13 protein-coding genes are annotated in these 15,396 nt (G+C 71.1%); 10 read left to right on the top strand and 3 right to left on the bottom strand.

Translation table 11 applies throughout. From position 1 onward, the window contains the following. Positions 1-4: 4 nt before the first annotated feature. The gene (gene aspS / locus OHA89_RS19620) at positions 5-1,822 is read right to left on the bottom strand and encodes an aspartate--tRNA ligase (protein ID WP_215146110.1); all 1,818 of its coding nucleotides are present in this window, start codon (positions 1,820-1,822) and stop codon (positions 5-7) included. A 159-nt stretch (positions 1,823-1,981) separates the two neighbouring features. Between aspS and OHA89_RS19615 the strand changes: the two genes are divergently transcribed. From OHA89_RS19615 to OHA89_RS19580, 8 genes are all read left to right on the top strand, one after another. Then, positions 1,982-4,144 (top strand): SpoIIE family protein phosphatase, encoded by a 2,163-nt coding sequence (locus OHA89_RS19615; protein WP_406366722.1) that lies wholly within the window; start codon positions 1,982-1,984, stop codon positions 4,142-4,144. A 39-nt stretch (positions 4,145-4,183) separates the two neighbouring features. Then, on the top strand, positions 4,184-5,296 hold the full coding sequence (locus OHA89_RS19610) for an AI-2E family transporter (RefSeq protein WP_406366720.1): 1,113 nt from the start codon (positions 4,184-4,186) through the stop codon (positions 5,294-5,296). Positions 5,297-5,594: 298 nt separating this feature from the next. Next, a complete protein-coding gene (locus tag OHA89_RS19605) occupies positions 5,595-5,900 on the top strand; it encodes a hypothetical protein (RefSeq protein ID WP_215146106.1) in 306 nt (101 codons plus the stop codon). Between the two features lie 103 nt (positions 5,901-6,003). Continuing rightward, positions 6,004-6,921, top strand: a complete 918-nt coding sequence (locus OHA89_RS19600) for a hypothetical protein (protein WP_266608989.1) — start codon at positions 6,004-6,006, stop codon at positions 6,919-6,921. After that, positions 6,918-7,448: a hypothetical protein gene (locus tag OHA89_RS19595; protein WP_266943945.1), complete on the top strand. Its 531-nt coding sequence runs from the start codon at positions 6,918-6,920 to the stop codon at positions 7,446-7,448. The genes OHA89_RS19600 and OHA89_RS19595 overlap by 4 nt, the downstream gene beginning before the upstream one ends. 19 nt (positions 7,449-7,467) lie before the next feature. Further along, the gene (locus OHA89_RS19590) at positions 7,468-8,940 is read left to right on the top strand and encodes a peptidoglycan-binding protein (protein WP_406366719.1); all 1,473 of its coding nucleotides are present in this window, start codon (positions 7,468-7,470) and stop codon (positions 8,938-8,940) included. Further along, positions 8,937-9,632 (top strand): ABC transporter ATP-binding protein, encoded by a 696-nt coding sequence (locus OHA89_RS19585; protein WP_257555475.1) that lies wholly within the window; start codon positions 8,937-8,939, stop codon positions 9,630-9,632. Before OHA89_RS19590 ends, OHA89_RS19585 begins: the two co-directional genes overlap by 4 nt. 63 nt (positions 9,633-9,695) lie before the next feature. Further along, a complete protein-coding gene (locus OHA89_RS19580) occupies positions 9,696-10,955 on the top strand; it encodes an ABC transporter permease (protein WP_266608983.1) in 1,260 nt (419 codons plus the stop codon). A gap of 10 nt (positions 10,956-10,965) precedes the next feature. On the opposite strand, the gene OHA89_RS19575 is transcribed toward OHA89_RS19580, so the two are convergent. Beyond that, positions 10,966-11,949: a pirin family protein gene (locus tag OHA89_RS19575; RefSeq protein ID WP_215146096.1), complete on the bottom strand. Its 984-nt coding sequence runs from the start codon at positions 11,947-11,949 to the stop codon at positions 10,966-10,968. 142 nt (positions 11,950-12,091) lie between these two features. Beyond that, complete coding sequence (locus OHA89_RS19570) at positions 12,092-12,550, bottom strand: SseB family protein (protein WP_215146094.1); 459 nt, start codon at positions 12,548-12,550, stop codon at positions 12,092-12,094. A gap of 174 nt (positions 12,551-12,724) precedes the next feature. Between OHA89_RS19570 and OHA89_RS19565 the strand changes: the two genes are divergently transcribed. Both OHA89_RS19565 and OHA89_RS19560 read left to right on the top strand, forming a co-directional pair. Then, positions 12,725-14,551: an acyl-CoA dehydrogenase gene (locus OHA89_RS19565; RefSeq protein WP_215146149.1), complete on the top strand. Its 1,827-nt coding sequence runs from the start codon at positions 12,725-12,727 to the stop codon at positions 14,549-14,551. A 103-nt stretch (positions 14,552-14,654) separates the two neighbouring features. Further along, a complete protein-coding gene (locus OHA89_RS19560) occupies positions 14,655-15,386 on the top strand; it encodes a hypothetical protein (protein WP_215146092.1) in 732 nt (243 codons plus the stop codon). The last annotated feature ends 10 nt before the right edge of the window (positions 15,387-15,396 follow it).

Genomic DNA, 15,396 nt, shown 5'->3' with positions numbered 1-15,396 from the left:
CCAACTACCGCGCGGCGTCCGGGTGGACGGCCTCGGTGACCGGCTTGGCGTCGGCCGCCTTCGTCTCCACCGGCTTGCGCAGCGCGATGTTCAGCTCGCGCAGACGGGACTCCTCCAGCACGGTCGGCGCACCCATCATCAGGTCCTGCGCGTTGCCGTTCAGCGGGAAGGCGATGGTCTCGCGGATGTTCGGCTCGTCGGCCAGCAGCATCACGATGCGGTCCACGCCCGGGGCGATGCCGCCGTGCGGCGGGGCGCCGAGACGGAAGGCGCGCAGCATGCCGGCGAACTCGCGCTCGACGGTCTCGGCCTCGTAGCCCGCGATCTCGAAGGCCTTCAGCATGACCTCGGGCTCGTGGTTGCGGATGGCGCCGGAGGACAGCTCGATGCCGTTGCAGACGATGTCGTACTGCCAGGCGAGGATGTCGAGCGGGTCCTTCTCCTCCAGGTCCTTCATGCCGCCCTGCGGCATGGAGAAGGGGTTGTGGGAGAAGTCGATCTTGCCGGTCTCCTCGTCCTTCTCGTACATCGGGAAGTCGACGATCCAGCAGAAGCGGAAGACGTTCTCCTCGAACTGGCCGGCGCGCTTGGCCGCCTCGACGCGGACCCCGGACATGATCTTGGAGACCTCGTCGAAGTCGCCCGCGCCGAAGAACACGGCGTGGCCGGGGACCAGGCCCAGGCGCTCGGTGAGGACCTTGACGTTCTCCTCGGTGAGGAACTTGGCGATCGGTCCGGTCAGGGCACCGTCCTCGCCGACGCGGACCCAGGCCAGGCCCTTGGCGCCCAGCGAGATCGCGTACTCGCCGAGGCCGTCGAAGAACTTGCGCGGCTGCGCGGCGGTGTCCGGGACGGCCAGCGCGCGCACGTGCTTGCCGGCGAACGCCTTGAACTCCGAGCCCTCGAACACGTCGGTGATGTCGACGAGCTCCAGCTTGGCGCGCAGGTCGGGCTTGTCGTTGCCGTACTTCAGCATCGACTCGCGGAACGGGATCCGCGGGAAGGGGGAGGTGACCTCGCGGCCCTTGCCGAACTCCGTGAAGATCTCGGTCATCAGGCGCTCGATCGGCTGGAAGACGTCCTCCTGCTCGACGAAGGACATCTCCACGTCGAGCTGGTAGAACTCGCCCGGCGAGCGGTCGGCGCGGGCGTCCTCGTCGCGGAAGCAGGGCGCGATCTGGAAGTACCGGTCGAAGCCGGAGATCATCAGCAGCTGCTTGAACTGCTGCGGGGCCTGCGGCAGGGCGTAGAACTTGCCCGGGTTCAGGCGGGACGGGACGACGAAGTCACGGGCGCCCTCGGGGGAGGTCGCGGTGAGGATCGGGGTCGCCATCTCGTTGAAGCCGAGGGCCACCATCTTGGAGCGGATGGAGGCGATCACGGCCGAGCGCAGCATGATGTTGCGGTGCATGCGCTCGCGGCGCAGGTCGAGGAAGCGGTACTCCAGGCGCCGCTCCTCGTTCACACCGTCGTCGGTGTTGATGGTGAAGGGCAGCGGGGCGGCCCCGCCGAGCACCTCGACGTCGGAGACCTCGATCTCGATCTCGCCGGTGGGCAGCTCGGGGTTGACGTTGTCCGCGCCACGCGAGACGACCTTGCCGTCGATGCGGACGACCGTCTCCTTGGTGACGCTGCTCAGCGCCTCGTTCGCGGCGGTGCCGGGACGGGCCACGAGCTGCGTGATGCCGTAGTGGTCACGCAGATCGATGAAGAGGATGCCGCCCAGGTCTCGACGGTTGTGCAGCCAGCCGCTCAGCCGGACGTCGGCGTTGACGTCAGAGGCGCGGAGCTCGCCGCAGGTGTGGGACCTGTACCGATGCATCAGTCATCCAGTTCTTCGCGATACCAGGGTGGATTCAACCCTCACAAGGTTACCGTCCGGGCGGGGGGCGGGTCGGGCACGCCCGCCGGGCCTGCCCGAACGCACCCGGTGCACCGGGTGAACAGGCACGTAAGACCGATGACCTGTAAAGATGACCGAGTGCGCACCGAGGATGTCCTGGCCGCCATCGCGACGGGTCTGTGGCGATGGGACAACGCCTCCGGGACGGTCACCCTCGACAGCGAGGCCGCCCGGCTCCTCGGGCTGCCCGCCGACCCGGTGGTGCTGCCGGAGGTCGCCGTACGGTCGCGGTTCCACCCGGTGGACTGGAACGAGATCAACGGCATCGTGACCCTGGCCGTCGCCGAGGGCACGCTCGCCGAGGCCCGGCTGCGGATCATGGACGAGGACGGCCGGGTCCTGCGGACCGTGCGCAGCCGCTCCAAACCGGTGGAGAACCGCGGCACCGACGGCCGCGTCGACTACGAGCTGATCGGCACCATCCAGGAGATCGCCGAGCCGCAGCCCGGCACCACCGCCGTGCACACCCCGATCACCGGCGACTGGCGGCGTTCCCGCGAGGCCTTCCTGCTGGACGCGGGGCGGGCGCTGGCCGAGGCCCGCTCCACCGCGGAGGTGCTGCGGGTCGCGGCCTCCCTGTCCATGCCCGGTTTCAGCCCGGACGGACTGGCGGTCTTCGGCGTGGCCGGCGACCGGCTGTCGATCATCGGGCACCACGGGCACGACGTCGGGGACGAGGCCCCCTTCGCGGACATGCGGCTGGATACGGACTACCCGGCCGCGGAGGTGGTCCGTACCGGCCGGGCGATCTACCTGCCCAGCCCGGAGGACTACAAGCGGCGCTTCCCGGCCACCTGGCCGCTCGCCCAGCGCTTCGGCCGGGTGTCCTGGGCCTTCCTGCCCCTGATCGTGGCCGGCCGCACCATGGGCGCCTGGATGGCCGCCTTCAAGCACCCGGTGTCCTTCTCCCCCGACGAACGCTCCGTCCTGACCACCGTGGCCCGGATGCTCGCGCAGGCCCTCCAGCGTGCCGGGGTGGCCGAATCCGAGCGGGAACTCACCACCGGCCTCCAGCGGTCGATGATGCCGCAGCTCGGCCCCGAGATCCCCGGCATGCGGATCGCCGCCCGGTACGTGCCGACCGGCGGCGGGCTCCAGGTCGGCGGGGACTGGTACGACATGATCCCGCTGCCCTCGGGACGGTTCGCGCTGGTCATCGGCGATGTCCAGGGCCATGACGTGCGCGCGGCCGGGCTGATGGGCCAGCTGCGGATCGCGGTGCGGGCGTACGCCTCGGAGGGCCACCGTCCGGACGCGGTGCTCTCCCGGGCCTCCCGCTTCCTCGCCGGGATCTGCTCCTCGCAGGAGTCCGACTCGGACGAGGACCCGGACTTCCAGAGCCCCCGGTTCGCGACCTGCCTGTACGTGGAGTGCGACCCGCGGACCGGCATGCTGGAGGTGGCCCGCGCCGGCCACCCCGAGCCCGCGATCCGGATGCCCGACGGCACCGTCCTGATGCGCCCCACCGCGGGCGGACTCCCCCTCGGCATCGTTCCCGACACCGACTACCCCACCAGCCGGTTCACCCTGGAACCCGGCGAGACGATGATGCTGTGCACCGACGGGCTGATCGAGACCGGCGGGCACGACCTGGACACCGGATGGGCGCGGCTGCGCGCGATCCTGGAGTCCGAGACGCACGGGTCGGAGTCGCTGGAGAAGCTCGCCGACCTGCTCGTCCAGGCCGTTCACGGGCCGTCCTCGCACCACACCACCGGCCCGCTGGCCGACCGCCGCGAGGACGACATAGCCGTGGTGCTCCTGTGCCGCGAGGGCGAGGGCTGCGGCTGCGGCGCCCCGCCGCTGCACCCGGTCCGCCCGGCCCGCCGCACGATGCTGACCGTGGCCCAGGCCGAACCGGAACGGATCGCGGGCGCCCGGCAGCAGATCCGGGAGCTGCTGCACGACTGGGCCGACGCCGAGCAGGTGGACTCGGCGGTGCTCGTGGTCTCCGAGATGGTGACGAACGTACTCACGCACACCGACGGCGACGCGCTGCTGGTCGCGGAGGCCGTGGGCGAGCTGGGCGAGCGCCGGCTGCGCATCGAGGTCGCGGACGGGAGCGACGAGCTCCCGCACAAGCGGCACCCGGGCGAGATGGCCTCCAGCGGCCGCGGGGTGCTGCTGATGGAGATGCTGGCCGACACCTGGGGCGTGGACCCGCGCGGTGAGGGCAAGTCCATCTGGTTCGAGCTCTACGAGCGGTCGAAGCCCGGAACCGATACCGACCTGCTGCTCTGACCCCCGGCCGGCGGACGGCAGCCGTGCTTGGATACAGCCGTGCCGACTCCGAGTCCGACTCCCGCTCCCCTGCTGCCCGAGCCCGTGCGGCGCCTCGTCGCCTGGTGCGCCGTCGTGCTCGTCGTGACCGCCGTACTCGCCGTCGTCGTATGGCTGTGCACCGTCTTCCGGGCGGTCGTCACGCCCGTACTGCTCGCCGTGCTCGGCACGGCCCTGCTCGGGCCGATGCACCGGCGGCTGGTCCGCATGAAGGTCAACCGCTCGCTCGCCGCGGCCCTCACCTGCCTCGCCGTGGTGGCCGTCGTCGGCGGGGCCTCGTACGTCGTCGTCCTCGCGCTCATCGAGACCGGCAACGAGATCGTCGACGCGCTCCGGCGGGCCGGCGCGAGCGTCGCGGAGCACTTCGGAGCGCTCGGCACCTCGCTCGAGGACGTCGCGAAGAACTCCAGGGACCTGATCGAAAAGTTCGGCGGCACGGCCGCCTCGGGCGTGGTCGCCGGGCTCAGCGTGGTGGGGACGATGATCGCGATGGCCCTGCTGGCGCTGGTGCTGATCTTCTTCTTCCTCCGCGACTCCCACCGGGCCGTGGGGACGCTGCGCTCGCTGGTCCCGAGCCGCTCGGGCGACCTGATCGAGGCGATGGGGCGGCGCGCCTTCGAGGCCGTCGAGGGCTTCATGCGCGGGACCACCTTCGTGGCCCTGGTCGACGCCGTGCTGATCGGCGTGGGTCTGCTGGTGCTCGACGTGCCGGGCGCGGTGGGCCTGGCCTCCCTGGTGTTCGTGACCGCCTACATCCCCTACCTCGGCGCGTTCCTCTCGGGCGCCGTGGCGGTCCTCGTCGCCCTCGCCGACCGGGGCTGGATCATCGGCCTGTGGGTGCTCGGGCTCGTGCTGGTGGTCCAGATGATCGAGGGGTACGTGCTCCAGCCCATGGTGCAGAGCCGGACGGTGCAGATGCACCCGGCCATGGTCATGGTGGCCATCACGGCGGGGGCGAGCGTCGCCGGGATCCTGGGGATGCTGCTCGCGGTCCCGCTGACCGCGGCCGCCTTCGGGATCATCTCGGAACTGCGGGCCCGGTACTCGGAAGCCGACGGTGCCGACGGACCCGGGGGCACCGAGGAGACCGAGGGTGTGGAGCGCGCCGGGTAACGAATATTTCCGGCCAACCCCGAAGCGGTCCCCGATCATCCGTTCGCGGAGAATCGGGGACCGTCGCATTTCCGGCGGGCGCTCTCCTGCGACTACGGGGAAATGGATCACCACGCCTGTGAACGTCCGTGCGGGCGGGGGAAGAAGAATTCCGGCCTCTCTCGGACCGGATCCCCGATATCCCCTGGCACGAGATAAATGTTCGTGCCATCGTCTCTCTCCGGACCGGGGGGATCCGAACGCTGGAATTCCTCTCGGGCTGCACATGGACGTGTCCGATCATCAAAGAGGAGACAGCGTGCGCAAGGCAGCAAAGCTCAGCGCGGTGGCGCTTTCCACCGTTGCGATCGTCATGGGGTCGGTCACCGCCGCCCACGCCGGCGACTACACCGAGGACGGGGTGCGGATCCGCGCCAACTCCACGACCTCGTCGGCGGTCAACGGCCTCGGCTACCGGAGCCACACCATCACGCCCATCTGCTACAAGTCGGGCACCGTCATCAACGGCAACAGGTGGTGGGACAAGCACCGCAACAACAACACCAACGTCACCGGGTACACCTCGATGACCCTGCTCACCAAGTGGGCCAAGAACCCCTGCTGATCAGGCGCCCGCGCGTACCCGGGGCCGGGACCGCTGGAATCGGTCCCGGCCCCGGGCGCGCCGGGCAGTGTACGGCCCCCGTCCCACCACGGAAAGGCTGATCGTGCTCCACGCGCGCCAACGGCTGCCCCTGCTGATCGCCGGCGCCGTCGCGGCCGCGGCGCTCAGCGCCTGCACCGCCGGCCCGGCGGGCCCGGAACAGGGCGGATCGGCCGGGCCCTCGGCCGAACCGCAGGTGACCGTCACCCCGCAGCCGGACCCCGCGAACGCCGCGCTCCCCCTCGACGCCTACTCCTTCGACAAGGCGCAGCAGAAGGTGATGGAGCAGGCGCAGGACATCCTCACGGAATCCTGTATGCGTCGCGTCGGATTCGCTTCGTTCAAGAATTCAAGTACCTACGCCAACACCACTTCCAAGCCGACCACCAGCGGAATCGGCCTGGTGGACGCGGAATCCGCGAAGAAATCCGGTTACCGGTCCGGCGCATTACCGGAACGCGGATCGGAGGCCGGCACAAAACGCGACCCGAACGAGACGGCCGCCCTCTTCGGACCGCAGGACGGGGCGCCGGCGCACCCCGGCGCCCCCGAAGGCGGCTGCTCGGGCGAGGCCACCCGCAAGCTCTATCCGAAGAGCAGCGAGAGCGGCACCAAACTGCTCGACGAACTCGTCCAGCAGGCCGGCGACCGGGCCCGGGGAGACAGCCGGATCACCGCGGGCATCACCCAGTGGAGCAGCTGCATGCGCGAGGCGGGCTTCCAGGTGAGCACCCCCTGGGAGCTCCAGCAGATGGAGGGCACCCGGTGGACCGGGCCGGTCACCTCCGAGGAGATCACCGCCGCCACCACGGACGTGTCCTGCAAGCAGCGGACCAAGCTCACCGACACCTGGACGGCCGTCCTCACGGCCTACCAGAACGGCCTGGTCGAACGCCACAAGGAGGGCCTGGACCAGGAGAAGAAGCGCCTGGGCGAGCAGGTCAGGTTCGCCCAGAAGGTCCTCCAGGACGGTTCCGCGTGAGGGCCCCGGCAGCCGTTCTGCCCGCGTCTCTGCTGGTCCTGGTACTGGCCCTGGCCACCGGGTGCACCGCGGCCGCCTCCGGCACCCCCGGGGCGGACGACTCGCCCCGCTCCTCGGCCGGGCCGCCGAGCGAGGACGTGACGCGGGCGTACGACACGTACTGGACCACCTGGCTCGCGGCGAACCGGACACCCGATCCACAGGATCCGGGCCTGGAACAGGTGGCCACCGGAAGCCAGTTGCGGGAGCTGCGCGACAACCTCGCCCAGTCGAAGGAGGCGGGGCAGGTTCTGCTCGGCGAGGTCGGCCACCGCGTCACCGGCATGGAGACCACCGGTGAGCACACCCGGGTGCTGATCGACTGCGTCGACCTGGACCGCTGGCTGATCCACGACTCCGCGACCGGCCGGCCGGTCGACCAGCTGGAGGACAAGCCCTCCCAGCAGGGCGCCTTCACCATGATCCGCGAACGCGAGGGCGCCCCCTGGAAGGTCGGCTCCGTCGACGTAATCGGCGAGAACTGTTGAAACGAGAAGTGGGTTTCACGTGAAACATGAAGAACCCGACTCTCCCGGAGAGGCGGGCACGGCCGGTGCGGCCGACGCTGCCGGAGAGGCGGGCGCGCCGCCCTCGCTCGGCAGCCGCCGCCGCATCCTGATCTGGGTCGTCGCCGGCGCGGTCGTGCTCACCGGGGCCGGGGTCGTCGTCGCCACCACCATCCGCTCCCCCTCGCAGGTCGCCGCCGACGCCGCGCCGCCGCCCGCCTCCGTGCTCGCCGACCGGGTGGAACGGCGGGTGCTCACCTCGTCGGTGGTCGTACGCGGCACCGTGACCGCCGAGCAGACCCTGGCCGTCACGCCCGGCGCGGGCACGGGGGCCGCGGCGGGTGCGAAGCCCGTGGTCACCCGGGTCAACAAGCAGCCCGGTACGGCCGTGCAGGCCGGCGAGGTACTCCTGGAGGTCTCGGGGCGGCCCGTGTTCGCGCTGGCCGGCGCGCTGCCCGTGTACCGGGACCTGAAGCCCGGCGCCACCGGCAAGGACGTGGGCCAGCTCCAGCAGGGACTCAAGGCGCTGGGGCACCCCACCGGCGCGGACCCGGCCGGCACCTACGGCTCCGGGACGAAGGCGGCGGTCACCGCCTTCTACACCGCGCTCGGATACGCCCCGCGGCCCGCCGATCCGGCCGACGCGGAGAACGTACGGGCGGCCGAGGACGCGGCGGACGCGGCCGAGCGGCAGGTCACCACGACGAAGAACGCCCTGAAGAAGGCCAAGGAGGGCGGCGGCGACGCCTCGGAGGCCCAGCTGCAGCTCACCTTCGCCCAGCAGGACCTGGCCAAGGCCAAGTCCCGGCTGGACACGGCCCGGGCGGCGGCCGGCCCCATGGTCCCGGCCGACGAGCTGCTCTTCGTCAAGGGCTTCCCCGCGCGGGTGGACGCGGTGAAGGCATCGGTCGGCGAACCCGTCCCGGAGTCCCTGCTGAGCGTCTCGGCGGGCGCCCCCGTCATCCGGGCCTCCCTCCCGGCCCACCAGAAGGACCTCGTGAAACCGGGGATGAAGGTCCAGCTGCTGTCCGAGGCCACCGGCCTGAGCGCCACCGCCACGGTCGAATCGGTGGCCGCCGACCCCACCCCGGCGGCGGCCGGTACCGCCCCGACGGGCGGCGGCTCCGGCCAGGCGGCCCCCGACGCCCCGCAGAATCCCGGCGGTTACGCCCTGACGGTCAAACCCGACCAGGCCCTCGACGCCCAGCTCACCGGGCAGGGCGTACGGCTCACCGTGACCGCGGCCTCCTCGGGGGAGCCGGTGCTGATCGTGCCGCTGTCCGCCATCTCGGCGGGCGCGGACGGCCGGACCACCGTCACGGTGCTCGGCAAGGACCCGGGGGCCCAGGGGGACCGGCGCCGGGTCGAGGTCCGGGCCGGGATGTCCGCCGACGGGATGGTCCAGGTCGATCCGGTCGGCGGGGGCGCGCTGGCCGACGGCGACCGGGTGCTGGTCGCCCAGGCGAAGCCATGACCGGTGCCGGCCTCCCCCCGGTCGTCCGCTTCGAGGGCGTCGGGCTCACCTACCCCGGACCGCCGCCCGTCCACGCGCTGCGGCCCTGCGAACTGACCGTGGAGCGCGGCGAGTACGTCACGGTCGTCGGCCCCTCCGGCTCCGGGAAGTCGACCTTCCTGAACGTCGCCGGGCTCATCGACGCCCCGACCGGCGGCCGGTACCTGCTCGACGGCATCGACACCGGCGCCCTGCGCGACCGCGACCGGACCGCCCTGCGCGGTCAGCGCATCGGCTTCGTCTTCCAGTCCTTCCACCTCCTGCCGCACCGCAGCGCCCTGGAGAACGTGCTCCTCGCCATGGTCTACAACGGCGTCCCGCGGGCGGAGCGCGCCGGCCGGGCCCGTACCGCGCTCGACCGGGTCGGCCTCGGACACCGCACCGGCCATCTGCCGACCCGGATGTCCGGTGGTGAGCGCCAGCGCGTGGCCATCGCCCGCGCCCTGGTCGCCGGGCCGTCGCTGCTGCTGTGCGACGAGCCGACGGGAAACCTGGACACCGCCACGGCCGACTCCGTACTGGCCCTGCTGGACGAACTGCACGCCGACGGGCTGACCTTGCTGGTCATCACGCACGATCCGCGGGTGGCCGAGCGGGGCCGGCGGACCGTGTCCATCCGCGACGGGATGCTGGGCGAGGTCGTCCGCCGATGACAACAGCAAGGTGGAAACGGTGAGGTGGAAACGGTGAGGTGGAAAACGGTGAGGTGGAAAACGGTGAGGTGGAAACGGAAGGACACCGGCGCCGCGGCCGGCATCACGCCCTCCCGCCTCTCGCCGCGCGACCTGCTCGCCGAGGCACTCGCCGGGATGCTCCAGCGCCCCGCCCGCTCCGCCCTCACGGGCCTCGGCACGGTGCTGGGCGTGGGCACCTTCGTGGCGATCCTGGGCCTCACAGCCACCGCGTCCTCGCAGATCGACAGCCGGTTCAACGCCATGACGGCCACCGAGGTCGGGGTCGAGGACACGGCCGGCCGCGGCGATCCACAGCTCGCGCAGCAGGTGCCGAACGCCTTCCCCGCGGACGCCGACGCCCGCGCGGGAGCGCTGAACGGGGTCACGGCCGCCGGGGTGTTCTGGCCGGTCCCGCTCGGCCGCAGCACCGTACGGTCGGCCCCGGTGGCCGGGGCCACGGGCGAGCGGATCCCGGTGGTCGCCGCCTCCCCCGGAATGCTGCGCGCGGCCGGGCTGACCCTCGGCTCCGGACGGGGCTTCGACGACTTCCACGACGGGCGCGCCGAACAGGTGGCGGTGGTGGGCTCGGCGATGGCCGCCCGCCTGGGCATCACCACTCTGGAGAGCCGCCCGGCGGTGTTCATCGGCGACCACCCGTTCACCGTGATCGGCATCGCCACCGGCGCCGACCGCAAGGCGGACCTGCTGCTGTCGGTGGTGGTGCCCCGGCGGACCGCCGAGAAGCTGTGGGGGCCGCCGGACAATTCCCAGCGGGCCCGGATGCTGGTGGTGACCGAGCTGGGCGCGGCCCGCCAGGTGGCCGGGGAGCTGCCGCCCGCCCTGCGCCCGGACCATCCCGACTGGCTGGGGCCCGTACCGCCGCCCGATCCGCGGTCGCTGCGGTCGGGGGTGACCACCGACCTGGACCAGCTGTTCCTGCTGCTGGCGGCGATCTGCCTGGTCATCGGCGCGGTGGGGATCGCGAACACCACGCTGGTGGCGGTGCTGGAGCGGACCGGGGAGATCGGCCTGCGCCGGGCCCTCGGTGCGCGCGGCCGGCACATCATGGTCCAGTTCCTGGCCGAGTCCGCGGCCCAGGGCGCGGTGGGCGGCCTGGTCGGCACCTCGCTCGGCACGCTCACCGTGGTCGCGGTGTCGGCCCTGCGCGACTGGACCCCGGTGATGTCGCCGGCCACCGTCGCCGTGGCGCCGCTGATCGGACTGGTCACCGGGGTCCTGGCCGGGCTCTACCCGGCGTGGCGGGCCTCGCGTACCGAACCGGCCGAGGCCCTGCGCCGCTAGGAGGGGTGTCCTAGGAGTGCTGGTCCGCCGACTTGGTCCGCTCCCGGGCGGTGGTCGGGATGGTGCCCAGCCGCCCCGCCTGGAAGTCGTCGAAGGCCTGCTGGAGCTCGTGCTTGCTGTTCATGACGAACGGCCCGTAGTGCGCCATCGGCTCGCGGATCGGACGTCCGCCGAGGAGCACGATCTCCAGATCCGGAGCGTTGGAGTCCTGGGACTCGTCCGCCCGCACCGTGAGCGAGCCGCCCTCGCCGAAGACCGCCGTCTGCCCGGTGTGGACCGGCCGGCGGTCCTCGCCGACCGAGCCGCGCCCGGCCAGTACGTACGCCAGGGCGTTGAAGTCCTCGCGCCACGGCAGGGTGATCTGCGCGCCCGGGGTGACGGTCGCGTGGATCATCGTGATGGGGGTGTGGGTGATGCCCGGGCCGTCGTGACCGTCCAGCTCGCCGGCGATCACGCGGAGCAGGGCGCCGCCGTCCGGGGTGGTCAGCAGCTGGACCTGGCCGCCGCCGATGTCCTGGTAGCGCGGGGGCATCATCTTGTCGGAGGCCGGCAGGTTGACCCACAGCTGGAGGCCGTGGAAGAGGCCGCCGCTGACCACGAGGGACTCCGGCGGGGCCTCGATGTGCAGCAGGCCCGAACCGGCGGTCATCCACTGCGTGTCACCGCCGTTGATGACTCCGCCGCCGCCGTTGCTGTCCTGGTGGACGAAGGTTCCGTCGATCAGGTAGGTGACGGTCTCGAAGCCGCGGTGCGGGTGCCACGGGGTGCCCTTGGGCTCGCCCGGGGCGTACTCCACCTCGCCCATCTGGTCCATCATGATGAACGGGTCGAGGTACTGGTAGTTGATCCCCGCGAACGCGCGGCGCACCGGGAATCCCTCACCCTCGAACCCACCGGGAGCGGTGGTGACGGCCAGCACCTTGCGCGGGACGACCGCCTGCGGCTCGGCCACTCGCGGAAGCGTCAACGGGTTCTCAACAGTCACTGCGGGCATGGTCAGGACCTCCTTCTGCGTCGAGTTTAGTTGAAACTCGAACTTTCTGCCACACCCCACAGAACAGAGCGGCCCCCGGGGACATTCCCCCGGGGGCCGTGGACGAGAAAGCGCAGGTCAGCCGCCTGCGCAGCAAGGGCGGTCAGCCATACATGCGGCGCATCGCGAAGTCGACCATCTGCTCGACCGCCTTCGCGTCGAAGACCATCCGGTGGTCACCCTCCATGTCGAGGACGAATCCGTACCCGGTGGGCAGCAGGTCGATCACCTCCGCACCGGTGATCACGAAGTACTTGGACTCCTTGCCGGCGTACCGGCGCAGCTCCTTGAGCGTGGTGAACATCGGGATGACCGGCTGCTGGGTGTTGTGCAGCGCCAGGAAGCCCGGGGTCTCGCCGCGCGGGCAGTAGACCTTCGAGGTGGCGAAGATCTGCTGGAAGTCCTCCGCCGACAGCGATCCGGTGGTGAAGGCCCGTACCGCGTCGGCGAGCGACGGCGGCGAGGGCTCGGGGTAGAGCGGCTGCTCGCCGTACCCGCCGCCCATCTGCTGCGGGGCGGCGTACTGCTGCCCTGCGCTCACGTTCTGGTCGTAGCCGTACATGGAGCGAAGCCTACCGACCGGCCCCGGCCCCCAGAGACGCAATCGCGCCACGCTTGACCCTGGTCACAGTTGCCCGCCAAGGGTTGCGTCTTATTACCGGTGGGTAGCATCATGAGGTTACCGATTGGTATGTACGAGGAACCTGTCTTCCCGAGCCTTAACGGAGCCGTCGCCATGGGGCACTACAAGTCGAATCTCCGCGACATCGAGTTCAACCTCTTCGAGGTGCTCGGCCGCGACAAGCTGTACGGCACCGGTCCGTTCGAGGAGATGGACACCGAGACCGCCAAGAGCGTCCTGTCCGAGCTCACCCGCCTCGCGGAGAACGAGCTGGCCGCCTCCTTCGAGGACGCCGACCGCAACCCGCCGGTCTTCGACCCGGCCACCAACACCGCGCCGGTCCCGGCCTCCTTCAAGAAGAGCTACGAAGCCTTCATGGACTCCGAGTACTGGCGCCTGGGCCTGCCCGAGGAGATCGGCGGCACCACCTCGCCCCGTTCACTCATCTGGGCGTACGCGGAGCTGCTGCTCGGCTCGAACCCGGCCATCTGGATGTACTCCTCCGGCCCGGCGTTCGCCGGCATCCTCTTCGAAGAGGGCAACGAGGCGCAGAAGAAGGTCGCCGAGATCGCCGTCGAGAAGCGCTGGGGCTCCACCATGGTCCTCACCGAGCCGGACGCCGGCTCGGACGTGGGCGCCGGCCGCACCAAGGCGATCCAGCAGGCCGACGGCTCCTGGCACATCGAGGGCGTGAAGCGCTTCATCACGTCCGGTGAGCACGACATGGAGGAGAACATCCTCCACTACGTCCTCGCCCGCCCCGAGGGCCACGGCCCGGGCACCAAGGGCCTGTCGCTCTTCCTCGTCCCGAAGTTCCACTTCGACTGGGAGACCGGCGAGCTGGGCGAGCGCAACGGCGTCTACGCCACGAACGTCGAGCACAAGATGGGCCTCAAGGCCTCCAACACGTGCGAGATGACCTTCGGCGACCAGCACCCCGCCAAGGGCTGGCTGATCGGTGACAAGCACGACGGCATCCGCCAGATGTTCATGATCATCGAGTTCGCCCGGATGATGGTCGGCACGAAGGCCATCGCCACCCTCTCCACCGGCTACCTCAACGCGCTGGAGTACGCCAAGGAGCGCGTGCAGGGTCCGGACCTGGCCAACTTCATGGACAAGACGGCGCCCAAGGTCACCATCACGCACCACCCCGACGTGCGCCGCTCGCTCATGACGCAGAAGGCGTACGCCGAGGGCATGCGCGCCCTGGTGCTGTACACCGCCTCCGTCCAGGACGCGATCCAGCTGAAGCAGGCCGCGGGCGAGGACGCCGCTGCCGAGATCGGTCTGAACGACCTGCTCCTGCCGATCGTGAAGGGCTACGGCTCGGAGAAGTCCTACGAGCAGCTCGCCCAGTCGCTGCAGACCTTCGGCGGTTCCGGCTACCTGCAGGAATACCCGATCGAGCAGTACATCCGGGACGCCAAGATCGACACCCTCTACGAGGGCACCACGGCGATCCAGGGCCAGGACTTCTTCTTCCGGAAGATCGTCCGCGACCAGGGCGCCTCCCTGAACATCCTCTCCGAGACGATCAAGAAGTTCCTGGCCGAGGCCGTCGGCGGCGAGGAGCTGGCCGGCGCCCGCGACGCGCTCGCCAAGGCCGCCGTGGACCTCGAGGCCATCGTCGGCCAGATGATCGTCGACCTCACCGCCACCGGCGAGGACGTCAAGAACATCTACAAGGTGGGCCAGAACACCACCCGCCTGCTGATGGCCTCCGGCGACGTCGTCGTCGGATACCTGCTGCTCAAGGGTGCGGCCGTGGCCGCCGAGAAGCTCGCCACCGCCTCCGCCAAGGACGTGCCGTTCTACACCGGCAAGATCGCCGCCGCGAAGTTCTTCGCGTCGCAGGTCCTGCCCGGCGTCTCGGTCGCCCGCTCGCTCGCCGAGTCCGTCGACAACTCCCTGATGGAGCTCGACGAGGCCGCCTTCTAAGCGAGCTTCGCGCCCAGCGGCCGGGTCCCCCTCCACGGGGGCCCGGCCACTCGCTTACCTGCGCGTTCTTCCGTTGTCAGTCGTTCATGGGACGCTCATACGTATGAGTCCACAGGAGCAGCACAGCAGGGGGTACTCCGTCCCGACCGGGCGGCCGTACGCCCTCAAGGAGCTGCAGGCGAGCCTGGGAAGCCTCGGCGACCACCTCCGGGAGCTGTACGACGGCGCGCACCCCGCCGAGTACGACGGGATCGCCGACGCGCTGTACGTCGCCTTCCAGACCGCCGCCGGGCTGGCCCCCGCCAAGAGCTACACCGGCTGCCCGGAGCACCCCAACGGCGCCCTCGACCCCGAGGCCCCCGACGGCTGGGGCCGCTGCCTCATCTGCAACGACCGGCGCCGGCTCGGGCGGCGGCTGCAGGGCGGCCGGCCCGCCGGTCCCGCGCCCGCCGCGGAGCAGCGGCGCCTCGGCTACCCCGTGCCGGAGGGCCCGTACAGCCTCGAGACGCTGCGCTCGTACCTGCGCACCGTCGAGGACCAGCGCTTCCACCTCGGCCTGTCCTCGCCCGCGGAGGACTTCGTCCGGATCGCCGACGACCTCCACCGCGCCTTCATCGTCGCCCGCGAGCTGTCGCGGCCGCGCAACGCCTCCGGCTGCTCCGAGCACCCAGGGGCGCCCATCGACCCCGACGCACCCCCAGGTGAGGGCTGTATCTTCTGCGCCGGACGCAAAAGGCGCGCGCAGCGCTCCGCGCAGACCCCGGAGATGCTCCCGCGCATCCGCCGGGGCGAGCGCAGACAGCTGCACCGCCGATTCGAGCGTCCGCCGGGCTGAGAATTGACGG

Source organism: Streptomyces sp. NBC_01546, from assembly GCF_045208355.1.
Taxonomy (GTDB): domain Bacteria; phylum Actinomycetota; class Actinomycetes; order Streptomycetales; family Streptomycetaceae; genus Streptomyces.
The sequence above is the reverse complement of the archived record's forward strand: the minus strand, read 5'-3'. Positions and strand labels throughout refer to the sequence as shown.